At 59.2% G+C, this 23016-nt stretch carries 16 protein-coding genes; 9 read left to right on the top strand and 7 right to left on the bottom strand.

Annotated features, from left to right (window positions below):
• Position 1: 1 nt before the first annotated feature.
• The 4 genes from acnD to AC1MDT_RS13675 form a co-directional block, all read right to left on the bottom strand.
• Positions 2-2596, bottom strand: coding sequence for a Fe/S-dependent 2-methylisocitrate dehydratase AcnD (gene acnD, locus AC1MDT_RS13660; protein WP_480422514.1), 2595 nt, complete (start codon positions 2594-2596; stop codon positions 2-4).
• Positions 2597-2797: 201 nt separating this feature from the next.
• On the bottom strand, positions 2798-3925 hold the full coding sequence (gene prpC, locus AC1MDT_RS13665) for a bifunctional 2-methylcitrate synthase/citrate synthase (RefSeq protein ID WP_480422515.1): 1128 nt from the start codon (positions 3923-3925) through the stop codon (positions 2798-2800).
• A gap of 169 nt (positions 3926-4094) precedes the next feature.
• Positions 4095-4985, bottom strand: a complete 891-nt coding sequence (gene prpB / locus AC1MDT_RS13670) for a methylisocitrate lyase (RefSeq protein WP_480422516.1) — start codon at positions 4983-4985, stop codon at positions 4095-4097.
• Positions 4982-5701: a GntR family transcriptional regulator gene (locus AC1MDT_RS13675; protein WP_414909645.1), complete on the bottom strand. Its 720-nt coding sequence runs from the start codon at positions 5699-5701 to the stop codon at positions 4982-4984. The genes prpB and AC1MDT_RS13675 overlap by 4 nt, the downstream gene beginning before the upstream one ends.
• Positions 5702-6003: 302 nt before the next feature.
• On the opposite strand from AC1MDT_RS13675, the gene rloA reads away from it, so the two are divergent.
• From rloA to pabB, 4 genes are all read left to right on the top strand, one after another.
• The gene (gene rloA / locus AC1MDT_RS13680) at positions 6004-6540 is read left to right on the top strand and encodes a retropepsin-like aspartic peptidase RloA (RefSeq protein ID WP_480422517.1); all 537 of its coding nucleotides are present in this window, start codon (positions 6004-6006) and stop codon (positions 6538-6540) included.
• Positions 6541-6545: 5 nt separating this feature from the next.
• Positions 6546-8081 carry an osmotic stress tolerance membrane protein RloB gene (gene rloB, locus AC1MDT_RS13685; protein WP_480422518.1) on the top strand — a complete coding sequence of 512 codons (1536 nt, stop codon included), beginning with the start codon at positions 6546-6548 and terminating at the stop codon, positions 8079-8081.
• Positions 8081-9067, top strand: coding sequence for an alpha-L-glutamate ligase-like protein (locus AC1MDT_RS13690; RefSeq protein ID WP_480422520.1), 987 nt, complete (start codon positions 8081-8083; stop codon positions 9065-9067). The genes rloB and AC1MDT_RS13690 overlap by 1 nt, the downstream gene beginning before the upstream one ends.
• 214 nt (positions 9068-9281) lie before the next feature.
• On the top strand, positions 9282-10619 hold the full coding sequence (gene pabB / locus AC1MDT_RS13695) for an aminodeoxychorismate synthase component I (protein WP_480422521.1): 1338 nt from the start codon (positions 9282-9284) through the stop codon (positions 10617-10619).
• Between the two features lie 132 nt (positions 10620-10751).
• Here pabB and thrH read toward each other — a convergent pair whose 3' ends face one another.
• Positions 10752-11369, bottom strand: a complete 618-nt coding sequence (gene thrH / locus AC1MDT_RS13700) for a bifunctional phosphoserine phosphatase/homoserine phosphotransferase ThrH (protein ID WP_109628821.1) — start codon at positions 11367-11369, stop codon at positions 10752-10754.
• Between the two features lie 173 nt (positions 11370-11542).
• On the opposite strand from thrH, the gene AC1MDT_RS13705 reads away from it, so the two are divergent.
• The 3 genes from AC1MDT_RS13705 (at position 11543) to AC1MDT_RS13715 (ending at position 15186) form a co-directional block, all read left to right on the top strand.
• Positions 11543-12283, top strand: a complete 741-nt coding sequence (locus tag AC1MDT_RS13705; protein ID WP_223487587.1) for a phosphoadenylyl-sulfate reductase — start codon at positions 11543-11545, stop codon at positions 12281-12283.
• Positions 12284-12858: 575 nt separating this feature from the next.
• Positions 12859-14400 carry an NCS1 family nucleobase:cation symporter-1 gene (locus AC1MDT_RS13710; protein WP_480422522.1) on the top strand — a complete coding sequence of 514 codons (1542 nt, stop codon included), beginning with the start codon at positions 12859-12861 and terminating at the stop codon, positions 14398-14400.
• Positions 14401-14457: 57 nt separating this feature from the next.
• The gene (locus AC1MDT_RS13715; RefSeq protein ID WP_480422523.1) at positions 14458-15186 is read left to right on the top strand and encodes an aspartate/glutamate racemase family protein; all 729 of its coding nucleotides are present in this window, start codon (positions 14458-14460) and stop codon (positions 15184-15186) included.
• Between the two features lie 116 nt (positions 15187-15302).
• On the opposite strand, the gene AC1MDT_RS13720 is transcribed toward AC1MDT_RS13715, so the two are convergent.
• Positions 15303-16226 carry a LysR family transcriptional regulator gene (locus AC1MDT_RS13720; protein ID WP_480422782.1) on the bottom strand — a complete coding sequence of 308 codons (924 nt, stop codon included), beginning with the start codon at positions 16224-16226 and terminating at the stop codon, positions 15303-15305.
• Between the two features lie 125 nt (positions 16227-16351).
• On the opposite strand from AC1MDT_RS13720, the gene AC1MDT_RS13725 reads away from it, so the two are divergent.
• On the top strand, positions 16352-17098 hold the full coding sequence (locus tag AC1MDT_RS13725; RefSeq protein ID WP_480422524.1) for a 3-oxoacyl-ACP reductase family protein: 747 nt from the start codon (positions 16352-16354) through the stop codon (positions 17096-17098).
• A gap of 125 nt (positions 17099-17223) precedes the next feature.
• Here the strand turns inward: AC1MDT_RS13725 and AC1MDT_RS13730 are convergent, their stop codons facing one another.
• Positions 17224-17919 (bottom strand): HAD-IA family hydrolase, encoded by a 696-nt coding sequence (locus AC1MDT_RS13730; protein WP_480422525.1) that lies wholly within the window; start codon positions 17917-17919, stop codon positions 17224-17226.
• 236 nt (positions 17920-18155) lie between these two features.
• Here AC1MDT_RS13730 and AC1MDT_RS13735 point away from each other — a divergent pair, with 236 nt between their 5' ends.
• Entirely contained in the window at positions 18156-23015 is a 4860-nt protein-coding gene (locus tag AC1MDT_RS13735) for an RHS repeat-associated core domain-containing protein (protein ID WP_480422526.1), read from the top strand.
• Position 23016: the final 1 nt, after the last annotated feature.

The raw sequence follows: 23016 nt of genomic DNA on the forward strand, positions 1-23016 counted from the left end.
GTTAGACGGCGACCGCCGATTCTTCGAGGAAGTCCTGGGCGAAACGTTGCAGTACGCCGCCGGCCTCGTAGATCGACACTTCTTCAGCGGTGTCGAGACGGCAGGTCACTGGCACATCGACGCGCTCACCGTTCTTGCGATGGATGACCAGCGTCAGTTCGGCGCGCGGCGTACGCTCACCGATCACGTCGTAGGTTTCGCTGCCGTCGATGGCCAGGGTGTGGCGATCGGTGCCCGGTTTGAATTCCAGCGGCAAGACGCCCATGCCCACCAGGTTGGTGCGGTGAATGCGCTCGAAGCCCTCGGCTGCAATCGCTTCCACACCCGCCAGACGCACGCCTTTGGCCGCCCAGTCGCGGGACGAACCCTGACCGTAATCGGCACCGGCGATGATGATCAGCGGCTGCTTGCGATCCATGTAGGTTTCGATGGCTTCCCACATGCGCATCACTTTGCCTTCCGGCTCGACGCGAGCCAGCGAACCCTGCTTGACCTTGCCGTTTTCCTGAACCATTTCGTTGAACAGTTTAGGGTTGGCAAAGGTCGCGCGCTGCGCGGTCAAGTGGTCACCGCGGTGGGTCGCGTAAGAGTTGAAATCCTCTTCCGGCAAGCCCATTTTCGCCAGGTATTCGCCGGCGGCGCTGTCAAGCATGATCGCGTTGGATGGCGACAGGTGATCGGTGGTGATGTTGTCCGGCAGCACCGCCAGCGGGCGCATGCCCTTGAGCGGACGCGCGCCGGCCAATGCACCTTCCCAGTACGGCGGGCGACGGATGTAGGTGCTCTTTTCGCGCCAGTCGTACAGCGGCGTCACTTTCGGGCCGGTGTCTTCGTGGATGGCGAACATCGGAATGTAGACCTGACGGAACTGCTCCGGCTTGACCGACGCCTTGACCACCGCGTCGATTTCTTCGTCGCTCGGCCAGATGTCTTTCAGGCGAATTTCCTTGCCGTCGACCACACCCAACACATCTTTTTCGATGTCGAAACGGATGGTGCCGGCGATGGCGTAAGCCACGACCAATGGTGGCGACGCGAGGAAGGCGTTCTTGGCGTACGGGTGAATCCGGCCATCGAAGTTGCGGTTACCGGACAGTACGGCAGTGGCGTACAGGTCGCGGTCGATGATCTCTTGCTGAATCACCGGATCCAGCGCGCCGGACATGCCATTGCACGTGGTGCACGCGAACGCCACGACGCCGAAGCCCAGTTGCTCCAGTTCAGTGGTCAGGCCGGCTTCATCGAGGTACAGCGCCACGGTTTTCGAGCCCGGTGCCAGGGACGATTTGACCCACGGCTTGCGCGTCAATCCGAGCTTGTTGGCGTTGCGCGCCAGCAGGCCGGCAGCGATGACGTTGCGCGGGTTGCTGGTGTTGGTGCAGCTGGTGATGGCGGCGATAATCACTGCGCCATCCGGCATTTGGCCTGGCACGTCATCCCACTGACCGGAGATGCCTTGGGCAGCGAGATCGGACGTCGCGACGCGGGCGTGCGGGTTGCTCGGGCCGGCCATGTTGCGCACCACCGAGGACAGGTTGAAGGTCAACCCGCGCTCGTATTGCGCGCCTTTCAGGCTGTCGGCCCACAGACCTGTGGTCTTGGCGTAATGCTCGACCAACTGCACTTGCTCGTCTTCACGGCCGGTGAGCTTGAGGTAGTCGATGGTCTGCTGGTCGATGTAGAACATCGCGGCCGTGGCACCGTACTCCGGGGCCATGTTGGAAATGGTTGCGCGGTCGCCCAGGGTCAGGGCCGAGGCGCCTTCACCAAAGAATTCCAGCCACGCGCCGACGACTTTCTGTTTACGCAGGAATTCGGTCAGCGCCAGCACCATGTCAGTGGCGGTGATGCCCGGTTGCAGTTTGCCCGTCAGCTCGACGCCGACGCTTTCCGGCAGACGCATCCACGACGCGCGACCGAGCATCACGCTTTCTGCTTCCAGACCACCGACACCGATGGCGATCACGCCCAGGGCATCGACGTGTGGGGTGTGGCTGTCGGTGCCGACGCAGGTGTCGGGGAACGCCACGCCATCGCGCACCTGGATCACCGGAGACATTTTCTCCAGGTTGATCTGGTGCATGATGCCGTTGCCCGGCGGGATCACGTCGACGTTCTTGAACGCCTTCTTGGTCCAGTTGATGAAGTGGAAACGGTCTTCGTTACGACGGTCTTCGATGGCGCGGTTCTTCTCGAACGCCTCCGGATCGAAACCACCGCGCTCGACGGCCAGGGAGTGGTCGACGATCAATTGCGTCGGCACCACCGGGTTCACTTGCGCCGGATCGCCACCTTGCAGGGCGATGGCGTCACGCAGGCCGGCGAGGTCGACCAGCGCGGTCTGGCCAAGAATGTCGTGGCACACCACGCGGGCCGGGAACCACGGGAAGTCGAGGTCGCGTTTGCGCTCGATGAATTGCTTCAGGGATTCGGTGAGCGTGGCCGGGTCACAGCGACGCACCAGGTTTTCCGCCAGCACGCGGGAGGTGTATGGCAGGGTGTCATAGGCCCCAGGCTGGATGGCTTCGACAGCCGCACGGACGTCGAAGTAATCCAGATGGCTGCCGGGCAGCGATTTGCGGAATTGAGTGTTCATCGTCAGGACTCGGTCACGGTAATTTCAAAAGGAGGGCCTGGCACTGGACTTGAAGTCGCCACAATCCACTGTGGGAGCGAGCTTGCTCGCGATGACTGAGTCCTATCCGACATTGATGTCGACTGACCCGCCGCTATCGCGAGCAAGCTCGCTCCCACAGGGACCTGGGTTTATTCAGATCCCGGTGCAGTGCCTCACCATTCAGCGTTGTTCGATTGGCACGAACTTGCGCTGTTCGACGCCGATGTACTCGGCGCTTGGGCGGATGATGCGGTTGTTGGCACGTTGTTCGAACACATGCGCCGCCCAGCCGGTCAGGCGCGAGCAGACGAAAATCGGTGTGAACAATTTGGTCGGGATGCCCATGAAGTGGTACGTCGACGCATGGTAGAAGTCGGCGTTCGGGAACAGTTTCTTCTGCTCCCACATGGTCTTGTCGATGGCTTCGGAAACCGGGAACAACACCGTGTCGCCCACTTCGTCCGCGAGTTTTTTCGACCAGCCCTTGATCACCTCGTTGCGCGGATCGTTGTCCTTATAGATCGCGTGGCCGAAGCCCATGATCTTGTCCTTGCGCTCGAGCATGCCGAGGGTGCCTTTGATTGCCTCTTCAGGCGAGCTGAAGCGCTCGATCATTTCCATCGCCGCTTCGTTGGCGCCGCCGTGCAGCGGACCGCGCAGGGAACCGATGGCCGCGGTGATGCAGGAGAACATGTCCGACAGTGTCGAAGCGCAAACCCGTGCGGTGAAAGTCGAAGCGTTGAACTCGTGTTCCGCGTAGAGGATCAGCGAAACGTTCATCACTTTGACGTGCAGTTCACTCGGCTTCTTGTCGTGCAGCAGGTGCAGGAAGTGGCCGCCGATGGACTGTTCGTCGCTCACGCAGCTGATGCGCTTGCCGTCGTGGCTGAAGCGATACCAGTAGGTCATGATCGCAGGGAATGCGGCCAGCAGGCGGTCGGTCACGTCGTGCTGCTCGGAGAAGTCTTTCTCCGGTTCGATGTTGCCCAGGAACGAGCAACCGGTGCGCATCACGTCCATCGGATGGGCGTCGGCGGGGATGCGTTCCAATACTTCTTTGAGGGCTTGCGGCAGGTCACGCAGCTTGCTCAGCTTGCTGACGTAAGCGGCGAGTTGTGCTTTGGTCGGCAGTTCGCCGTAAAGCAGCAAGTAGGCCACTTCCTCGAACTGTGCGTCAGCCGCCAGCTCGCGAACGTCGTAGCCGCGATAGGTCAGACCGGCGCCCGACTGGCCCACGGTGGACAATGCGGTTTGTCCGGCAACCTGGCCACGGAGCCCGGCGCCACTGAGTACTTTTGCTTCGGCCATTGCTGTCTCCAATCTTGAAATTATTAGGGAATCTGCAAATACGCTGGACGGGATTCACCCCGCCTCTGTAGGAGCGAGCTTGCTCGCGATGGTGGACGGCCCACCGCGTTGTATCAGGGGGCCCGCGTTAGCGTTGACGTCCTTCGCGAGCGAGCTCGCTCCTACAGGGTTATTTTTTTGCAGCGAACAACGCATCGAGCTTCTGCTCGAAGGTGTGGTAGTCGATGCGATCGTAAAGCTCCATGCGGGTCTGCATGGTGTCGATGACGTTCTGTTGCGTGCCATCGCGACGGATCGCGGTGTAGACGTTTTCCGCCGCCTTGTTCATCGCGCGAAAAGCCGACAGCGGGTACAGCACCAGCGATACATCGGCACCGGCCAGTTGCTCGGTGGTGTACAGCGGCGTCGCGCCGAATTCGGTGATGTTGGCCAGGATCGGCGCTTTCACGCGGTTGGCGAACAGCTTGTACATATCCAGCTCGGTGATGGCTTCCGGGAAGATCATGTCGGCGCCAGCCTCGATGCACGCGGCAGCGCGATCCAGGGCAGATTCCAGGCCTTCGACTGCCAGGGCGTCGGTACGGGCCATGATCACGAAGCTGTCGTCGGTGCGCGCATCGACGGCGGCCTTGATGCGGTCGACCATTTCCTGCAGCGACACGATCTCTTTATTCGGGCGGTGACCGCAGCGCTTGGCGCCGACCTGGTCTTCGATGTGAATCGCCGCCGCGCCGAACTTGATCATCGACTTTACGGTACGCGCGACGTTGAACGCCGAGGAACCGAATCCGGTGTCCACGTCCACCAGCAGCGGCAGGTCGCAGACGTCGGTGATCCGGCGCACGTCGGTCAGCACGTCATCCAGGCCGGTGATGCCCAGGTCTGGCACACCGAGGGAGCCGGCAGCCACCCCGCCACCCGACAGGTAAATCGCCTTGAAACCGGCGCGCTTGGCCAGCAGTGCGTGGTTGGCGTTGATCGCGCCGACGACTTGCAGCGGATGTTCGCTGGCGACCGCATCGCGGAAACGCTGGCCTGGAGTGTTCTTGTTGGAACTCATGACTCACCTCGTTCAGTGGCTGTCGGGTTAGCGCCGTCCTGGTAGTGACGAGCGATATTGCGTTTGGAGGCGCCGATGTGGCGGCGCATCAACAACTCGGCCAGTTCACCGTCACGGTCGGCGATGGCATCGAGAATTCGGTGGTGCTCGGCAAAGGCCTGGTGCGGGCGATTGGGCGTGGTGGAAAACTGGATGCGGTACATGCGCACCAGTTGATAAAGCTCGCCGCAAAGCATCTGGGTCAGGGTTCGATTACCGCTGCCCTGGATGATTCGGTAATGGAAGTCGAAATCGCCTTCCTGCTGGTAATAGCCTCTGCCGGCCTGAAACGCCTCATCACGCTCGTGGGTCTCGAGGACGCGGCGCAATTCGTCGATTTCTTCGACCGTCATACGTTCGGCGGCCAGGCGGCAGGCCATGCCTTCAAGGGATTCGCGGATTTCGTAGAGTTCCAGCAGCTCGGCGTGGCTCAGCGAAACGACTCTTGCCCCGACGTGCGGCACCCGAACCAGCAGGCGCTGGCCTTCCAGGCGGTGGATCGCCTCGCGCAGCGGTCCGCGGCTGATGCCATAGGTGCGCGCCAGCTCCGGCTCGGAAATCTTGCTGCCCGGTGCAATTTCGCCCTTGACGATGGCGGCCTGAATGCGGCGGAAGACATTCTCGGAAAGTGTTTCCGAATCGTCTTGCGTAATGACCGGGGGATCGAGTTGATCCAGCATATTGTCGACACCTTGAAAGCTGATGCCGCAAAAACTAGCGAATACAGGCCTGATAGTCAAAGAAAAAATACGTATTGTCGACAATCGGCTAAGAACCAACCGCGCCATAACGAAGCTGCACAGCTGTTTATAGCTGCCCGCCAGCGCTGGCGCCATAAAACCACCGTGCTAGAATGCCGCCCGCATTTGTTTGTGACATCGGCACTGCTTGTCACAAAGAGCTGTTAGGCATACGAGAGAGCTTGCGCAGCAATGCCAGGGCCTTGAATCGAAGTACGTACCGCTGCGCACCAGGATTTATGAGACTCAAGCCCTTCCCCACCTTCCTTTATCTTCTTTGCCTGCCCGGTTTTGCCACCGCGGGGGAAAAGACCGTATACGGCCTCAATGAGTACGCGTCCCTGGACGACATCGATCTGGAAGTCGCCGCCAAGCTCGACACTGGGGCAAAAACCGCGTCCCTGAGTGCCCGCGACATCAAACGTTTCAAACGCAATGGCGAGTCTTGGGTGCGCTTTTATCTGGCCATCGACGCTGCCCATTCGCACCCGATCGAACGACCGCTGGCCCGGGTCAGCAAAATCAAGCGCCGGGCCGGTGACTACGACCCGGATGAAGGCAAGAAGTACACCGCCCGCCCGGTGATCGAACTGGATATCTGCATGGGCTCGGCTTTACGCAGCATTGAAGTGAATTTGACCGACCGTAGCGCCTTTCAATACCCGCTCCTGATCGGCTCCGAAGCGCTCAAACGTTTCGATGCGCTGGTCGACCCCAGTCTTAAATACGCTGCTGGCAAACCCGCCTGCGCCACCGACGCTCATACCGCAGAGTAATTCCAATGCGCTCTCTTACTCTCCATCTGAAACTGCTGATCGCCACGCTGGTGATCCTGGGCATTTCAGTGACGGCCTATCAAATCTTCGTGCTCGGTATTCCCGTGACCGAAGACGCCACCGACGACTTGTGGAACATCGACGCCAAGGTCGAGTTCGTCGCCAGTGCCAAGGACCCGGTCAAGATCCAGATGTTCGTGCCACCGCTAAGCCGCGATTACGTCAGCCTCAACGAGAGCTTCATCTCCAATAACTACGGCGTGGCGGTGAATCGTGTCGACGGCAACCGCAAGGTGACCTGGTCGGCGCGTCGGGCCAAAGGCAACCAGACCCTTTATTACCGCCTGGTGCTGACCAAGCGCTACACCGGTGAAAAATCCAAGATCAAAGGCCCGACTTTCCGCGACAGCATTGCGGTGGAAGGCCCGGAAAAAATCGCTGCCGAAGCCCTGCTCGCGCCGATTCGCCAGCACTCGGCCGACGTTGAAACCTTCGTCGGCGAAGCCATCAAGCGTGTCAACAATCTCAACGACGACAATGTGAAACTGCTGCTGGGCGGCGATACCTCCACCGTGAACAAAGCCAAAATCGTCGAGTTGGTACTGTCCATCGCCCACGTGCCGGTGGAAAAGGTCCACACCATTCGTCTGGTGGCCGACCAACCGCAAACGCCGGAACTCTGGCTGCGCAGCTTTAACGGCACCGATTGGATGTATTTCAACCCGGACACCGGTGAACAGGGCCTGCCGACCGACCGCCTGCTGTGGTGGACCGGCGATGAAAACCTGATCACCGTTGATGGCGGCAAGAAAGCCAACGTGACGTTCAGCCTGAACAACAGTGAAATGAACGCCATTCGCCTGGCCAAGCTGACCGACGAAAACACCGACGCCAACTTCCTCGAATACTCGTTGTACGGTTTGCCCCTGCAAACCCAGCAGACCTTCATGATCATGGTGATGATCCCGATTGGCGTGCTGGTGATCCTGATCCTGCGCAACCTGATCGGTATTCAGACCCTTGGCACCTTTACCCCGGTGCTGATCGCCCTGGCCTTCCGCGAAACGCAGCTCGGCTTCGGCATTGTGCTGTTTACGATCATCACGGCGCTGGGGCTGTCGCTGCGTTCCTACCTTGAACACTTGAAGCTGCAAATGCTGCCGAGGCTGTCCGTGGTGCTGACGTTCGTGGTGGTGCTGATTGCGGCCATCAGCCTGTTCAGTCATAAACTTGGCCTGGAACGCGGGTTGTCGGTGGCACTGTTCCCGATGGTCATTCTGACCATGACCATTGAACGCCTGTCGATCACTTGGGAAGAGCGCGGTTCCGGCCATGCCATGAAAGTGGCGATCGGCACGCTGTTCGCGGCGTCCCTGGCGCACCTGATCATGACGGTGCCGGAACTGGTTTACTTCGTGTTCACCTTCCCGGCGATCCTGTTGATCATGGTGGGCTTCATGCTGGCCATGGGTCGCTATCGCGGCTATCGCTTGACCGAACTGATACGTTTCAAGGCGTTCCTGAAAAAGGTCGACGCCTGATGTTCGGTCTCTGGAAGACCTGGAAAGCCCTGGAAGCCCAGGGCATCATGGGGATCAATCGGCGCAACGCGGACTACGTGCTCAAATACAACAAACGCAGTCTGTACCCGATCGTCGATGACAAGATCATCACCAAGAAGCGCGCCATCGCCGCCGGGATCCATGTACCGGAAATGTATGGCGTAATTTCCACCGAGAAGGAAATCGACAACCTCAAGCAGATCATCGACGGGCGCAACGACTTCGTGATCAAACCCGCCCAGGGCGCGGGCGGTGACGGCATCCTGGTGATCGCCGACCGCTTCGAGGGCCGTTATCGCACGGTGTCTGGCAGGATCATCAGCCATGAGGAAATCGAGCATCAGATTTCCAGCATCCTGACCGGTCTCTATTCCCTGGGCGGTCACCGTGACCGCGCGCTGATCGAATACCGCGTGATCCCGGACCAGATCTTCAAAAGCATCAGTTATGAAGGCGTGCCGGACATTCGCATCATCGTGCTGATGGGTTATCCGGTGATGGCCATGTTGCGTTTGCCGACGCGTCAGTCCAACGGCAAGGCCAACCTGCACCAGGGCGCCATCGGCGTCGGTGTCGACCTCGCCACCGGCCTGACCCTGCGCGGCACCTGGCTGAACAACATCATCAACAAACACCCGGACACCACCAACGCGGTGGATGGTGTGCAACTGCCGTACTGGGATGGCTTCATGAAACTCGCCGCTGGCTGTTATGAGCTGTGCGGGCTGGGTTACATCGGTGTCGACATGGTGCTGGACCAGGAGAAAGGGCCGCTGATTCTTGAGCTTAACGCGCGGCCGGGACTGAACATTCAGATTGCCAATGATTGCGGGCTGACGTTGCGTACGCACGCAGTCGAAGCGCGACTGGAAGAGTTGAAAGCTCGCGGGATGACCGAGACAGCGCAGGAACGGGTCAAGTTTGTTCAGGAAATGTTTGGGCATATTCCTGCGGTTGAGGGTTGATCCAAGACTGAGTCGCGGCCATCGCGAGCAAGCTCGCTCCCACAAGGTTCGGTGATCACCTGTGGGAGCGAGCTTGCTCGCGATGGCCGCCTGACAGGCGCCACACCTCTCAAACCCTGCCCCCAATCAGCCAATTCCCGACATCCCCTCTAGGAGCAACTCCCCGAGGAGACTACAATCGCCACCCCGCCTCGATGTTTGATCTGCCCCGCCCATGCTGACCTGTTCCGTTCACCCGCTCCCCTATCGCGCCAACCCCGCCGAATACTTCGCGGCGATTCGTCATGCCCCCGGTGCCGTGCTGCTCGACAGTGGCCGGCCAAGTGCCGAGCGTGGGCGTTATGACTTGCTCAGCGCGTGGCCGCTGGAGCAACTGGCGGTAATGCCTGACGAAAGTGGTGCTGATTTCCTGCAGCGCCTTCGCGACAATCTGACACGACTCGGTGAAGCGTCTGCTCCTTTAGACCTGCCCTTCGCCGGTGGCCTGATCGGTTACCTGAGCTACGACTTCGGCCGGCATCTGGAAAACCTGCCGAGCCAGGCGCGCGATGACCTGCAATTACCTGATGCGCGTTTCGGGCTGTACGAGTGGGCGCTGATCAGTGATCACCAACGGATGACCAGTCAGTTGATGTTCCACCCGTCACTGATCGACAGCGAACGTCAGCGCCTGATCGCGTTATTTACACAGCCCGCACTTGAACCGCTCGAACCTTTCAAACTGAAAGCCCCGATGAGCGCCGACCTGAGTGCTGATCAATACCGACAAGCGCTAGAGCGTATTCAGCAGTACATCCAGGCTGGTGACTGCTATCAGGTCAACTTTGCCCAGCGTTTCCGCGCCGAGTGCCAAGGTGATCCGTGGACCGCGTACGTTGCGCTACGGGCCGCCTGCCCGACCCCGTTTTCCGGCTTCCAGAGCCTGCCTGACGGCGGCGCCGTGCTGAGTCTGTCGCCGGAGCGTTTCGTCAAAGTCAGCGAACGCCACGTGGAAACCCGGCCGATCAAAGGCACCCGCCCTCGGGGCCTAACCGCCGCCGAAGATGCAGCGAACGCCGCCGAACTGCTGGCCAGCCCCAAGGATCGTGCGGAAAACCTGATGATCGTCGACCTGTTGCGCAACGACCTTGGTCGTACCTGCCGCATCGGGTCCGTGCGGGTGCCGGAGTTGTTCAGCCTGGAAAGTTACCCGAACGTGCATCATCTGGTGAGCAGCGTGACCGGTGAACTGGCGGATAACCGCGATGCGCTGGACCTGATCGCCGGCAGCTTTCCGGGCGGATCGATCACCGGAGCACCAAAGATTCGGGCGATGCAGATTATTGATGAACTGGAGCCGACGCGGCGCGGGTTGTACTGCGGTTCGTTGCTGTACCTGGACGTGCGCGGCGAGATGGACAGCTCCATCGCAATTCGCAGCTTGCTGGTGAAGGATGGGCAGGTGTGTTGCTGGGGCGGTGGCGGGATCGTGGCGGATTCGGAGTGGCAGGCCGAGTATCAGGAATCGATCACCAAGGTGAAAGTGCTGCTCGACACCCTGCAGAGCCTATGACCCAAACCGCTCCCTGTATGTAGGAGCGAGCTTGCTCGCGAAGAACTTGAAGGCGGCGCTTGTTTCCAGACAGCACGCGTCATCGTTCAGGTTCATCGCGAGCAAGCTCGCTCCTACATACAGGGATCGGGTTTACAGGCTTAGTGCCCGATTCGAAGCCTTGATGAACTCCTGCTTCAAATCCTCAAAGCTGTGCACCGCCGGAAACTGCGGGAACTCACGAATCACGTTATCCGGCGCATGGAACAAAATCCCTGCATCCGCCTCGCCCAGCATCGTGGTGTCGTTGTAGGAGTCCCCCGCTGCGATCACCCGGTAATAAAGGCTTTTAAACGCCAATACCGACTGACGCTTCGGATCTTTCTGACGCAATTGATAGCTGGTCACCCGCCCGGAATCATCGGTAATCAGACGATGGCAGAGCAAGGTCGGGAAGCCCAACTGACGCATCAGCGGTTGGGAAAATTCGTAGAACGTGTCCGACAGAATCACCACCTGAAAGCGCTCACGCAACCAGTTGACGAACTCGATTGCGCCATCGAGTGGCTTGAGCGTGGCAATCACTTCCTGAATGTCAGTCAGTTTCAGGCCGTGTTCGTCGAGAATCCGCAAACGTTGCTTCATCAGCACGTCGTAGTCGGGAATGTCCCGGGTGGTCGCCCTGAGGGATTCGATCCCGGTTTTTTCGGCAAAGGCGATCCAGATTTCCGGGACCAGCACACCTTCAAGATCCAGACAGGCAATTTCCACAAGACACTCCCATTTGTAGTGATTATTGAGTCGAGCGAGCAAAAAGACTGCCGAACTCTAGCGACTCAGGCCATCCTGTGCAACGCAGAGGACGCACCAGTGGCCGCAGGATTTTGTTACCATCTGGCCTATATAGAGCGCCCAGCGCCACCGACCTGTAGGAAGCCGCCCTGATGAGCCCATCGTTCGATGTCGTGGAACTCGCCACGACCTATGCCAACAAATCCGCCCAGGACATCCTGAAACTCGCGTTTGCCGAGTTTGGCGATGACCTGTGGATATCTTTCAGCGGCGCCGAGGATGTGGTGCTGGTAGACATGGCCTGGAAGCTGAACAAGAACGTCAAGGTGTTCAGCCTCGACACCGGCCGCTTGCATCCCGAGACCTATCGCTTTATCGATCAGGTGCGCGAGCACTACAAGATCGACATCGAACTGGTGTCGCCGGACCACACGAAACTTGAACCGTTCGTGAAAGAAAAGGGCCTGTTCAGTTTCTATAAGGACGGTCATGGCGAATGCTGCGGCATCCGCAAGATCGAGCCACTGCGTCGCAAACTGTCCGGGGTAACCGCATGGGCCACCGGCCAACGCCGGGACCAGAGCCCTGGCACTCGCAGCGCCGTTGCAGTACTGGAAATCGACACCGCGTTCTCCACCCCGGAACGCACCCTGTACAAATTCAACCCGTTGGCGCAAATGACCAGCGAAGAGATCTGGGGTTACATCCGCATGCTTGAGCTGCCTTACAACAGTCTGCATGAGCGCGGTTTCATCAGCATTGGCTGCGAGCCCTGCACCCGCCCGGTGTTACCGAACCAGCACGAGCGTGAAGGCCGTTGGTGGTGGGAAGAAGCGACGCAGAAAGAATGTGGGCTGCATGCAGGGAATATCATCAGCAAATCCAAGGCGTAACTCCCTGCCTTGTGAATTCCCCCTGTGGGAGCGAGCCTGCTCGCGAAGGCGATGGGTCAGGTTCCATCGATGTCGGATGTGAGTCCGTCTTCGCGAGCAGGCTCGCTCCCACAGGTAATGTGTTCAGCCTCATAGAATGTGTACACACGACTGTCACCATAGGTGCCATTTGTGTGTGCACTTTTTGTTTCTGCGCCCTGAAAAGTTACATCCACCTTTCCTGACTTCCCCAGTCGACCTTCCGCACCAACTCCGCTTAAAAACAAATACCTGTTCAATCGGTCAATTTATATCGCCTTTTTTTCAGCGACTTATCGCTAATCGATAACCAAACGAAATCAGCGGCGAAATCTATAGATCGCGAGCTGGCATGGATCTGGCTTAAGTGCATACATGTTTTGTATACAATCAATTCAAAACATACACACACTTTAGATCCGCAAGCCTGAAGCGCCCTATCCCGTACAGGCTGCAGATGCCCCGTAACCAATGATGCTTTTTGCCCGCGACGAAGATTTGTCGAGCCCACGCTCAAGCACAGTCATCGCGACACTAAGCTTCAGGAGCCTGCCGGAATGCGTACTAGCCTCTCCAATAACAACATCGCGCTGGATCTGCCCTCCTTTCCACCCACCTCCGCCCCTCACGATCAAACGTATCAAGACCCCGTCGTGCTCAGCCCTCGCTTGCACAACAAAGACCTGGCGCCGACCAAAGCTGAGGGCCGCCGTTGGGGTCGCTACAGCATCTTCGCCCTGTGGACCAACGACGTGCATAACATCGCCAACTATTCCTTCGCCATCGGCCTGTACGCGCTGGGCCTGGGCGGCTGGCAAATACTCTTGTCCCTGGGGATCGGCGCGGCGCTGGTGTATTGCTTCATGAACCTGTCGGGATACATGGGCCAGAAGACCGGTGTGCCGTTTCCTGTCATCAGCCGGATCAGTTTCGGCATCCATGGAGCGCAAATTCCTGCATTGATTCGCGCCGTTATCGCCATCGCCTGGTTCGGTATCCAGACGTACCTCGCGTCGGTGGTCTTTCGTGTACTGCTAACGGCGGTTCATCCGGGGTTCGCCGAGTACGACCATAACCTGATCCTTGGTTTGTCGAGCCTGGGCTGGGTGTGTTTTGTGGCGATCTGGCTGGTGCAACTGGGCATCCTCGCCTATGGCATGGAAATGGTCCGCCGCTACGAAGCGTTCGCCGGGCCGGTGATACTACTGACCGTCGCCTCGCTCGCCGCGTGGATGTACACCCAGGCCAACGCGACCATTGCCTGGTCGATCCGCGAACCGCTGAGCGGCGGTGAGATGTGGCGCAATATCTTTGCCGGTGGCGCATTGTGGCTGGCGATCTACGGCACGCTGATTCTTAACTTCTGCGACTTCGCCCGCTCTTCGCCATGCCGCAAGACCATCAAGGTCGGAAATTTCTGGGGCCTGCCGGTGAACATTCTGGTGTTTGCCAGCATCACCGTCCTGCTCTGCGGCGCGCAATTTCAGATCAATGGCCACATCATCGAAAGCCCGACGGAAATCATCGCCTCGATCCCCAATACCTTCTTGCTGGTACTCGGTTGCCTGGCCTTCCTGATCGTCACCGTGGCGGTGAACATCATGGCCAACTTCGTAGCCCCGGCCTTCGTGCTCAGCAACCTGGCGCCGAAGTACCTGACGTTCCGGCGCGCCGGGCTGATCAGCGCGACCATTGCCGTGCTGATTCTGCCGTGGAACCTCTACAACAGCCCGCTGGTGATCGTGTACTTCCTGTCCGGCCTCGGCGCCCTCCTCGGTCCGCTGTATGGGGTGATCATGGTCGACTACTGGCTCGTACGAAAAGGTCAGGTCAACGTACCGCAGTTGTACAGCGAAGATCCCAACGGTGCTTATTACTACAGCCGAGGGGTCAATTTGCGCGCCGTAGCGGCGTTCATTCCCGCAGCGTTGATCGCGATTGCCTTGGCGCTGATGCCTGGTTTCCATAGCGTGTCGCCATTCTCCTGGCTGATCGGCGCCGGGATTGCCGGGATGCTCTACCTGATCATCGCCAAACGGCAGCCGCATTACGCCGACGTCAGCGGTGAAGCCATCGCGGTCGATAACGTCTGCCATTAATCCATCGCGGCCCAGCGCAGCCGGGCCGCAGAACCACCCCGTTTGTAAGGACCTCTCATGCGAATTCTCGTGGTCAACGTCAACACCACCGAATCCATCACCCAGGCCATCGCACGTTCGGCTCAATCCGTGGCGGCACCTGGCACCGAAATCATCGGCCTGACGCCCTACTTCGGTGCCGACTCCATCGAAGGCAATTTCGAAAGCTACCTGGCGGCGATTGCCGTCATGGACCGGGTGATGGCCTACGACCAACCCTTCGATGCCGTGATCCAGGCCGGTTACGGTGAGCACGGCCGCGAAGGTTTGCAGGAATTGCTCAATGTACCGGTGGTGGACATCACTGACGCGGCGGCCAGCACCGCGATGTTCCTTGGCCATGCCTATTCGGTGGTCACCACGCTGGACCGCACCGTGCCACTGATCGAGGATCGGCTGAAACTGTCCGGGTTGTGGGATCGATGCGCGTCGGTACGGGCCAGTGGGTTGGCGGTGTTGGAGCTGGAATCCGATCCTGAGCGTGCGCTGGAGGCAATTATTCGTCAGGCAGAACTGGCTGTGCTTGAAGACAAGGCCGAGGTGATTTGCCTCGGTTGTGGCGGGATGGCCGGGCTGGATGAACAGATTCGTCAGCGCACCGGCGTGCCGGTGGTGGATGGCGTGACGGCGGCGGTGACAATTGCCGAATCGTTGGTGCGGTTGGGGTTATCGACGTCGAAGGTGCGCACGTATGCGATGCCGCGGCCGAAAAAAATCATTGGCTGGCCGGGGCGGTTTGGCAGGTAGACCGCGTTATCGTTCTTCGCGAGCAGGCTCGCTCCCACAGTTGATTTGTGTCGCTCACAAGTCCCCTGTGGGAGCGAGCCTGCTCGCGAAGGGAGCGACTCGGTTTCAGATCTGGCTCAAACCGCACTAAACCGCTGCCCCAACCCCTGCTCTGCAAACTGCTCGATGACAAAATCCACAAACGCCCGGGTCTTGCCTGGCAACAATTTGTGCTCCGAGTAATAGATAGAAATGTTGCCATCGTCGACATACCAGTCCGGCAACACACGCTGCAGCGTCCCCGCCTCCAGATAAGCGACTGCGAACGGCATGCTCACCAGCGCAATCCCCAAACCCTGGGCTGCCGTCGCGCAAGCCGCTTCCGAATCACTCATGGTCATCCGCGCCTTTAGCGTCAACGGGCTGTGTTGCTGAGTGCGACTGGTCAACTGCCAGGATCGAACGCGACCGGTCTGCGGTGACCGAATCAGAATCCCGTCATGATGTTTGAGAGGGTCAGGTTCAACGATCGGCTCCCGCTCCGCCAGATAGTCGGCTGACGCCACCAACACCCGATGCGCCGGCGTCAGCTTGCGCGCCACCACGCCCGGAGGCAGTTCGAATCCGCCACCAATCGCCGCATCGAAACCCTGGGCGATCAGGTCGACCTGGCGATTATCGAAATGCCAATCGGGATTGATCGCCGGAAAACGCCGCAGAAACTCGCCGAGCAACGGCACGATGTAGAGGCGCCCAAACACCGTACCCATGCTGACTTTCAACGTGCCCGCCGGGCGTCCTTCGGCGCTGGCGAGGTTGGCCACTGCGTTCTGGATCGTGTGCAGGCTGGCGCTGACTTCGCCGAGAAACAGATGGCCGGCTTCCGTGAGGGTCAGGCTCCGAGTGCTGCGCTGGAACAAGCGCACGCCAAGTCGCGCCTCAAGCTTGGCGACGCTCTTGCCCACTGCCGCCGGGGTCAGGCTCAGGCGGCGCGCGGCTTCGGCGAAACTGCCGACCTCGGCGCTACGGACGAAGCATTCGATACTGCTGAAGGTTTCCATAGGCACGACTATAAACTTTTGGTTTACACAGACTATCGCAATTACCGGCTACACAGCCTGTAATCCTGAATCGATACTGGGCCCCATCAACCGAGACATCTCGCCTCGGGACGTTGGAGATCGATATGACTACTCAGAACCTCAGCGGCAAAGTGGCTTTGATTCAAGGCGGGTCTCGCGGCATCGGCGCAGCCATTGTCAAACGCCTGGCCGCTGAAGGCGCGGCTGTTGCCTTCACCTACGTCAGTTCCACGGCCAAAGCCGAAGAACTGCAAAACAGCATCGTCGGTAGCGGCGGCAAAGCGCTCGCCATCAAGGCTGACAGTGCCAACGCCGAGGCCATTCGCAGCGCCGTAACCGCAACCGTTGAAGCCTTCGGTCGCCTGGACATCCTGGTCAACAACGCTGGCGTGTTGGCGGTAGCACCGCTTGAGGACTTCACACTCGAAGACTTCGACCAAACCCTCGCCATCAACGTGCGTAGCGTGTTCATCGCCACACAGGCCGCAGCCAAACACATGACCGAAGGTGGTCGCATCATTAACATCGGCAGCACCAACGCCGACCGCATGCCCTTCGCCGGTGGTGGTCCCTACGCCATGAGCAAATCAGCGCTGGTCGGCTTGACCAAAGGTCTGGCCCGCGACCTCGGCCCGCGTGGCATCACCATCAACAACGTGCAACCGGGCCCGGTCGATACCGACATGAACCCCGCCCACGGTGACTTCGCCGACAGCCTGATCCCGTTGATGGCCGTGGGTCGTTACGGCAAAGCAGAAGAAATCGCCAGCTTCGTCGCCTACCTAGTCGGCCCGCAAGCGGGTTATATCACGGGTGCGAGCCTGACCATCGACGGTGGTTTCGGCGCCTGATACGGGTCAGTCAAACGCAAATCAAATGTGGGAGCGAGCCTGCTCGCGATGACGGCGGCACATCCAGCAATGATGTGACTGACAGACCGCCATCGCGAGCAGGCTCGCTCCCACATTTCCCGTCGTTAAGCCCATTCGAGCGCCGGTAAACCACAATCGCTCGGTATGAACGCTTTCAGCGTACGAAGAATGCCATCGGCATGTGCGTATTTTTCGTCGGCCATGGCCGCGTCGGGAATGGCAATCGCCGTCATCCCCGCCGCTTTCGCCGCCGTGACGCCGAACGGCGAATCCTCGAACACCAGGCAATCTTCGGGCGCAACGCCCAAGCGTCGCGCCGCCGTGAGGAAAATATCCGGTGCCGGCTTGGCGGCAGTAACTTGCGGGTCATCGGCGGTAACGATGAAGTCGAACAGCGCAAACCAGTCACGGTGCAAGGTGGTTTTCTGGCCGAACGATTGGCGCGAAGAGCTGGTGCCCACTGCAATCGGAATATTGTTGGCCTTCAAATGCCGAACCAGCTCCTCGGCGCCGGGCATCGCCAGTGCTGTAGGAAAACGCTCGCGCATCAGCGGCTCGCGGATAACCAGAAACTCTTCGGCGGTCATCGGCAAGTCCAGCGCCTCGACCACATAACGCGCCAGATCCTCCGCGCCACGGCCAATGATGTTCTGTTTGACGCTCCAATCGAACGTCCGACCGTAACGCTCGGCGATGATGGACGTGACCTCGGTGTAAATACCTTCGGTGTCCAGCAGCAAGCCGTCCATATCGAAAATTACAGCCTTGATCGGGCCGATTTCTTTCAGCGGTGCACTCATCGCATCTGATCCGTTTTTAATGACATCCCAGGCGGCTCAGGTACGGCCAGCTCCGTGATCGATTAAAGGTTTCAGCAGCATAGCGAGCGCGGCTGGCATAGAGCAACGGCCAGTGCCCGACGCCAACCAGGATTTTGCGATTCGCCCTACACCAAATACCACCTTTCCCGACTTCTTTCCTTGCAGATCCCCCGCACAGTCTCGCGTTCCAAATTGATCCGCGCGAGGGGCTGCGAATGTTCGTTCCTGACAAGGTCCTGGCCTTGAACAATGCCATCGGACTGCTGGTGGTCGCCGCCATGAACCCCGAGCAGCCGGATGTCGAAGCGCTGCTCCGTGACTTTCGACTCTGCCTCAATGACTACGATGCCTGGGCTGAAAGCTTCTGGACGGGCACGGCGCTGGATATCGAGCAAGTGTTCAAGGTCGGCAATGAAGTCCGGCTTATCGCGCCCAAAAACTCCACCACACCTGTGAGCTCGACCGTCACCTCATGTCCGGCCAGCGGTCCGTTGACGTTGGTGCACATGTTCGACGCTGCGCGTTTTGTACCGATTGGCAATACGCCGGTGATGCTCGAACCGTTGATTTCCGACGTGGCGGGTGAACAGACGTTTGGCGAGCCGAGGTATCACGAGATCGGCCCCAGCGGCATTCTGGAAATCTCCGATTGCGAACGCAACCGGCGTTATCGCATCACCTTCTTTCCCGACGTTTCCACTGATCACGTCAAAGCGCTCTATGCCTCGTATCAAGGCGTCATCAGCCACCTGGAAGGCTGGCTGCGTCACGAGTGGACGAGCGAATTCGAACCTTCATGGGCCGACTTCGCCGGGGCCGGTTTTACTGATCGCTACCGCATGCTGCAACGGGCCGACTGGCGTGGTTTCGAGAAGTCGCTGCACGGTGTGTGGGATGACGTGAAGCAGGTTTACGCCCTGGTGTCGGACCTGCAAGCCAACAGCGAAAAACTCCTTGAATACCTGACCGAGGTCGAACTTGAGTCATTGCTGAACGCTTCGTCTGAAGCCATCGCCAATGTGTTGCTGATGTTAAGCGACGAACCCTTGATGTTCATTCATCTCGCGGCGTTCACCAGTTGGCTGAACATGCTGCCGCCGCAATACATCGCCGAAGTCGTCGCGCAAATTCGCACAGAAATACTGATCAGCTTCCTGCTGGTGTGCCTCACCGGTCCTGCGGGTTTGAAGCTCGGCATGAGCGCCAAAGTGCTGAGCAAGATCACGTCCGTGCGAGCCCGGCAATGGCTGGCGGGCGCGGGTTCGCGATTGGCCGAACTGACGGCCAGGACTGACCTGACCGATCACGCCGCCGCGCTCAAGCCGTTGATGGTCAATGCCAGACATGCACCGCACAAACCTGCGCCTGTCATCCCGTTGCAAATCACGGCCGCTGACTCACCGGCCGTGCGGGTGAAAAATCCGCTGGCCATCGCTCGCACCAAGTCTGAACCCCAGACACGTCTGGCGCGGCAGGAACATCGCGACGATGCCTCGGAGCAGGCGAAAAACCCCAATGGCGACAGCGCCGACTGCGCACCGTTGACGTGTACCAGCGGCTGCCCGGTGTCGATGGTCACCGGCGAAGAACTGCTGACACTGACCGATGGTTCTCTGGACGGGATTTTGTCCTTCGATTTTACCCGGCTCTACCGCACCAGTGCGGCGGAGATTGATAGCGGCCTCGGGTTCGGCTGGAGTCATTCCCTCGCGCATCGCCTGGAAATCAATGGCAATACCGTCATCTGGATCGATCACGAGAACCGCCGGACGACGTTCCCTCTACCCAGTGTCGAGCGCCCGACGATTCACAACAGCCTGTCGCGGTCAGCAATTTATCTCGGGGGCGAACCTGAGGAACTGATCCTCGCCATGACGGGCGAGACTGCGCGGTTTTACCACTTTCGTACAGGACGGCTGACGGCAATCAGCGATGCCTTTGGCAACCGGCTTACGGTGCAAAGGGATTCCGTTGACAGGATTCAACGCCTCGACAACGGCGCAGGGCGTGCGCTGCGGTTGCGCTACGAGCGCCAACAGATAGTCGCCGTCGACTATCAGAGCTTTCAGCCGGCTGACACGCTGGAAGAGGCCTGGCGAACCGAGCAAACACTGGTTACCTACCGCTATGACGCTTGCCATCGCTTGGTCGAAGCGACCAATGCAGCGGGCGAAAACGAACGCTACGACTACGACAACCAGCACGTCATTCTTCAACGACAGCTGGCCGGCGGGGCTAGTTTTTATTGGGAGTGGGAACAGTCTGGCAAAGCCGCGCGATGCATCCGGCACTGGGCGTCGTTTTCTCAGATGGACACTTCCTACGCCTGGGATGACAAGGGCAGCGTTGTTGTTAAACACGCCGATGGCAGCAAGGAGGTTTACCAGCACGACGATCAGGCGCGACTGGTGCGGCGAGTCGAGCCCAATGGTGCAGAACACCACAAGGCCTACGACGACAAGGGCCGGTTGATTGCCGAACAGAGTCCGCTGGGGGCGATTACCCACTACCACTACGACGAGATCGGACGGCTGACCGCTCTGATTCCGCCCGAAGGCGAGTCGACATCCTACGAATATCGCAACGGTTTCCTACTGGCGCGGTATTGCGGCAAAGCAGTATGGAAGTATCAGCGAAATGCCCAGGGCCAGGTGATCGAGGCAATCGATCCCGAGGGGCACGTCACCCATTACCACCACGATGCCCAAGGGCGTTTGCTGTCGATCCGGCATCCGGACAACAGCCGCCACACCTTCGTCTGGAACGGGTTGGGCCAACGGGTCGAAGAAACCTTGCCGGACGGCGCTAAACGGCGTTTTTCCTACGATGTTTTGGGACGGCAAATTACCCGTCAGGACGAATACGGGGCCGTTTTCCAGTACCAATGGGATGCTGTCGGACGGCTGATCCAGACGATTTTGCCTACCGGTGCCAGCCGCGCCTTCAGCTACAACGCCTACGGCAAGATCACCGCCGAACGTGATGAACTGGGCCGCGTTACCCGCTTTGAGTACGCGGATGAACTGCACCTCGTCAGTCGCCGGATCAATCCCGATGGCACGCAACTGCATTATCGCTACGACAACGCCCAGCTAAGACTGACCGAGATCGAGAATGAATCCGGCGAAAAATATCAGCTGGACTACACGCCAAATGGATTAATCCGACAGGAAACCGGCTTCGACGGTCGACGCACCGCGTATGCCTATGACCTCAATGGTCATCTGCTGGAAAAAACCGAGTTCGGCGACGATGGGTCGCAGCTGATTACCGCCTATCAGCGTGACTCTGCGGGACGTCTGCTGGTTAAAACCCTGCCCGATGGCGTTAACGTCGAATACCGCTACGACAGCCTCAGCCGACTGGTCAATGTCGATGATGGCCACGACCATCCGCTGGAATTCGAATACGACACCCAGGATCGCCTGATCACCGAGCATCAGGGTTGGGGCACTTTGCGTTACCGCTACGATGCCTGCGGCCAGCTCAATCATGTGCGCTTGCCGGACAACAGCAAGCTCGATTACCGGCACGCCAAGGGCGGCGCCCTTATCGCCATCGACCTGAATGGCGCCCGACTGACGTCGCATACCTTTCTCGCCGGCCGCGAACAAAACCGCCAACAAGGCTTGTTGCTCAGTGACTACCAGTACGACGACCAGGGTCGCCTGAACGCCCACAACGTCAGACAAAACCGACAATCGCTGTATCGCCGCGACTATGCCTACAGCGCCAACGGCAACCTCGAGCACATTGCCGACACGCGACTCGGCCAACGCAACTACCAATACGACCCTGTCGGTCGCCTGATCCGCGTCCGCCACTCCCGCGATCACCAACCGGAAACCTTCGCCCACGACCCGACCGGCAACCTGCTAATACAGGATCGTCCAGGCCCGACCACCATTAACGGCAACCGCCTGCTGATGCAAGGCGATCGGCACTACGACTACGACGCCTTCGGCAACCTGATTCGCGAACGGCGCGGCACCGCTCAAAAACTCGTCACCGAATACCGTTACGACTGCCAGCATCGGCTGATCGGCGCCATCCTGCCCAACGGCAGCCAGGCAAGCTACCGCTACGACGCCTTTGGCCGCCGCATCAGCAAAACCGTCGACGGCAAAACCACCGAGTTCTTCTGGCAGGGCGACCGCCTCGTCGCCGAAAGCAGTCACGAGCACTACCGCAGCTACCTCTACGAACCCGGCACCTTCCGTCCCCTGGCCATGCTCGACGGCAAAGGCCCGCGCAAAGCGTGCCCGTTTTACTACCAACTCGACCACCTCGGCACCCCCCAGGAACTCACCGACTACAGCGGCGACATCGTCTGGGCCGCCCAATACACCGCCTACGGCCGCCTCACACGCCTCAACCGCGACACCTGTCAAGTACTTGATCAGCCACTGCGCTTTCAAGGGCAGTACTTCGATGCGGAGACGGGGCTGCATTACAACCGGCATCGTTACTACAATCCGGAGGTTGGACGGTACCTGACGCAAGACCCGGTCAAACTGGCGGGTGGGTTGAATGGGTACCGGTACGCGCTGAACCCGACGGGGTGGGTTGATCCGTTAGGATTGAGTGATTGCCCGGGGGTGGGTGGGTGTAAGAGGCCGGTGGATGGGAATCCGGCTGGGAAGGTGGGGGTTGATGAGGGGGAAGCTCAACTCCCATCATATCCAGAAGAAAAATATTTATATCGTGGAGACAATCGTCACCCAGATGAGATATTTGAATACGGATTCAAAACCAAGGGCGACAGCAATGATTTACTACTCCACTCCCTTGACAGTAACAAGCCTCCGAGCAATTTTGTTAGCACCACCCCCGTTAGAGAGGTTGGAATCGACTTTGCAACAAAATTCAACATGAGAAGCGGTTTTTTATACACCATTCGACTAATCCCCGGGAGAGATCTGACCACGGAATTAGGAAAAAAATATAAGTTTGGTAGTGAGCGAGAGTTGGCAATACAAGGTGGCATCAAAAGAGAAGATATTCTCGGCGTTACGCCCGTGGATGCTAATGGTCGATCTACTAGTCACACAACCTTAAACCCGAACAGGAAATAGA

The sequence above is a fragment of the Pseudomonas sp. ASL7 genome (assembly GCF_056680375.1).

Bases quoted from the DNA above. Each gene is read 5' to 3' on its own strand.
- acnD (WP_480422514.1), bottom strand. From the start codon at position 2,596: ATGAACACTCAATTCCGCAAATCGCTGCCCGGCAGCCATCTGGATTAC.
- prpC (WP_480422515.1), bottom strand. From the start codon at position 3,925: ATGGCCGAAGCAAAAGTACTCAGTGGCGCCGGGCTCCGTGGCCAGGTT.
- AC1MDT_RS13720 (WP_480422782.1), bottom strand. From the start codon at position 16,226: ATGGAAACCTTCAGCAGTATCGAATGCTTCGTCCGTAGCGCCGAGGTC.
- AC1MDT_RS13705 (WP_223487587.1), top strand. From the start codon at position 11,543: ATGAGCCCATCGTTCGATGTCGTGGAACTCGCCACGACCTATGCCAAC.
- AC1MDT_RS13735 (WP_480422526.1), top strand. From the start codon at position 18,156: ATGTTCGTTCCTGACAAGGTCCTGGCCTTGAACAATGCCATCGGACTG.
- prpB (WP_480422516.1), bottom strand. From the start codon at position 4,985: ATGAGTTCCAACAAGAACACTCCAGGCCAGCGTTTCCGCGATGCGGTC.
- rloB (WP_480422518.1), top strand. From the start codon at position 6,546: ATGCGCTCTCTTACTCTCCATCTGAAACTGCTGATCGCCACGCTGGTG.
- AC1MDT_RS13715 (WP_480422523.1), top strand. From the start codon at position 14,458: ATGCGAATTCTCGTGGTCAACGTCAACACCACCGAATCCATCACCCAG.
- rloA (WP_480422517.1), top strand. From the start codon at position 6,004: ATGAGACTCAAGCCCTTCCCCACCTTCCTTTATCTTCTTTGCCTGCCC.
- pabB (WP_480422521.1), top strand. From the start codon at position 9,282: ATGCTGACCTGTTCCGTTCACCCGCTCCCCTATCGCGCCAACCCCGCC.
- AC1MDT_RS13690 (WP_480422520.1), top strand. From the start codon at position 8,081: ATGTTCGGTCTCTGGAAGACCTGGAAAGCCCTGGAAGCCCAGGGCATC.
- AC1MDT_RS13725 (WP_480422524.1), top strand. From the start codon at position 16,352: ATGACTACTCAGAACCTCAGCGGCAAAGTGGCTTTGATTCAAGGCGGG.
- AC1MDT_RS13730 (WP_480422525.1), bottom strand. From the start codon at position 17,919: ATGAGTGCACCGCTGAAAGAAATCGGCCCGATCAAGGCTGTAATTTTC.
- AC1MDT_RS13710 (WP_480422522.1), top strand. From the start codon at position 12,859: ATGCGTACTAGCCTCTCCAATAACAACATCGCGCTGGATCTGCCCTCC.